Below are 1145 nucleotides of genomic sequence, written 5' to 3' on the forward strand. Positions count from 1 at the left end.
TATCCTGCCAATCGGTATCTGGACGCAGCAACAGTGGCTCTATGATACTGCGCCACGTCCTGAACAGTTTCTGGCCAGTCTGTTGGCATCAGCGGAGACTACGCGGTAGTGGGCGCATACTATGGTGATGACAATCTAAATTTGATGCCATCACGTTCCTTTTCTACGCGCGTGACCCGGTACTGACCAATGGGTAGAGCAGAAACTCCTGGCCTCTGACGGCACGGCTTTGGTAGATTCGGTTGGCCATTGTTCGATCGATGGCGACACCGCAAGCCATCGGGGCATATGCGGGGCTACTCGGCATCGTAGCTAATAATCGGCGCTGTCTATGTCTATAGTGAACACGGTGGTCCCTGCCCCGACATCACCGTCACCGACTCGGTCGCGCCGATAGATGACCTGCAGGTCGCCGGTGATATCAACGAGATGACCACCGATCGGTGACCGTGACTCAACGATGCAGGCAAACGCAGATCTGACTATCGGAAATATCGGTGCGCTGGACGCGCTGGTAGCACCCTTCAGTATTCTGAACGACACCTGCTCGACGCAGACACTGACCCAGTTCGCCAGTTGCTCCTTAACCGTGCGCTTCTCGCCACCGTCGACCGGCGCTTTCAGCGACACCTTCGATATTCCCTCCGACGATCCGGACGAAAACCCGGTAACGGTCAACGTTGACGGTACGGGTATAGGGTTAGCGGTGCCGGATATCACCGTTACCGATTCCGTCGCTCCGGTGGACGATCTCGCGATTGCCTTTGGTAATGTCACCCAGGCCACGACTTCGGATGAGACAGTTACCATTACCAATGATGGAAATGCCGATCTGACTATCGGGAATATCGGTGCGCTGGACGTGCTGGTGGCGCCCTTCAGTATCCTGAATGATACCTGTTCAACGCAGATCCTGGCGCCGGCGGCAAGCTGCGCCTTGACGGTCAGGTTTGAACCGACGGCCATAGGGGCGTTCGTTGACAGCTTTGACATCCCGTCCGACGATGCAGATGAAGCCACCGTTACGATCAACCTGGCGGGCACAGGGACAGTCGCACTGGTGCCGGACATTACGGTTACCGATTCCGTAGTGCCTGCAGAGGATCTTCAGGTGCCGTTTGGCAATGTTATTGAGGGTGTTTCAT

1 protein-coding gene and 1 pseudogene are annotated in these 1145 nt (G+C 56.2%); both read left to right on the plus strand.

Annotation, left to right across the window (positions count from 1 at the left end; all coding sequences use genetic code 11):
- Positions 1-75 precede the first annotated feature (75 nt).
- Positions 76-186: pseudogene (locus G9Q73_RS20630) on the plus strand (hypothetical protein); the annotation flags it as partial.
- A gap of 274 nt (positions 187-460) precedes the next feature.
- Positions 461-1145 (plus strand): choice-of-anchor D domain-containing protein (locus tag G9Q73_RS18945; protein WP_177421173.1); only part of this gene is annotated, 685 nt, incomplete at its 3' end.

This window comes from endosymbiont of Lamellibrachia barhami, from assembly GCF_011947365.2.
In the GTDB taxonomy this organism is placed as follows: Bacteria; Pseudomonadota; Gammaproteobacteria; order Chromatiales; family Chromatiaceae; genus QGON01.